General features: G+C 61.1%; 1 protein-coding gene. It reads left to right on the top strand.

The features are described from left to right. The coding region (locus NW835_RS08060) for an AAA family ATPase (protein ID WP_414415004.1) at positions 1–778 on the top strand (778 nt) is incomplete at its 5' end. Positions 779–1,071 lie beyond the last annotated feature (293 nt).

The raw sequence follows: 1,071 nt of genomic DNA, 5'->3' as shown, positions 1-1,071 counted from the left end.
CCTGCCCAACCCCAAGGGGGTGCTGCTGGTGGGGATCCAGGGCACCGGCAAGTCTCTCTCGGCCAAGACCATCGCCAATGAGTGGCGTCTGCCCCTGCTGAGATTGGATGCCGGGCGCCTATTTGCCGGCATTGTTGGCGAATCGGAAAGCCGCGTGCGGCAGATGATCCAACTGGCGGAGGCCATGGCCCCCTGTGTGCTCTGGATTGACGAAATTGACAAGGCCTTTGGCAACATCACCAGCGGCGCCGACGGGGATTCGGGCACCAGCCGCCGGGTGTTTGGCAGCCTGATTACCTGGATGCAGGAGAAAACCAGCCCGGTCTTCATCGTGGCCACAGCCAATAACGTGCCTTTGCTGCCGCCGGAGCTGTTGCGCAAGGGCCGCTTTGACGAGATCTTCTTCCTCAACCTGCCCACCGAAGCCGAGCGCAAGGAGATCTTCCGGGTACACCTGCAGCGGTTGCGCCCCAGCCGCCTGCGGGAGTTTGACCTCGATGCCTTGGCAGCGGCTGCCCAGAACTTCAGTGGCGCTGAGATTGAGCAGGCCATTGTAGATGCTATGTACAACGCCTTTGGGGGCAGCGGCAGCGGCGCTCGGCGAGACTTTACCCAGGAAGACATCCTGCAGGCCATCCGCGAAACTGTGCCCCTGGCCTCCATTGCCCGCGACCAGATCGAAAGTCTCAAGTGCTGGGCTGCCCAAGCAGGCGCTAGAACTGCCTCCCAGGATGCCCAGGTGCTGCAGGAGATGAAGCAATGTTTTGCGGCTTCGTAGAGGGAATCCCCAAATCTTCTCGGCTCGAAGGAAGCAAGCGTTAACACTCCTGCCAACTCGCAGTCCACAAACCGACGCGTAAAGGCATTGTCAAACCGCCCCTCCCCCGTTCCTTGAGGCAAAGCCCCAAGGTTCTGCTTACTTTCTTCAGCAGGTTGGACCGGAACCCCCTCTTTCTCGCGTAAGACCCACGCAGAAGCTGGCCACCGGTCGGGTTTTTCACCGCCACTGGGCAACTCGTTTGCCTTCAACGTAAGGCGCGGGATTCCCCACCCGGGTGGGGAGGGATAGCG

It is taken from the genome of Synechococcus sp. OH2 (genome assembly GCF_047462155.1).
GTDB lineage: Bacteria > Cyanobacteriota > Cyanobacteriia > Thermostichales > Thermostichaceae > Thermostichus.
Note: the sequence above shows the minus strand (reverse complement) of the source record. Positions and strands in the feature narration are given on the sequence as shown.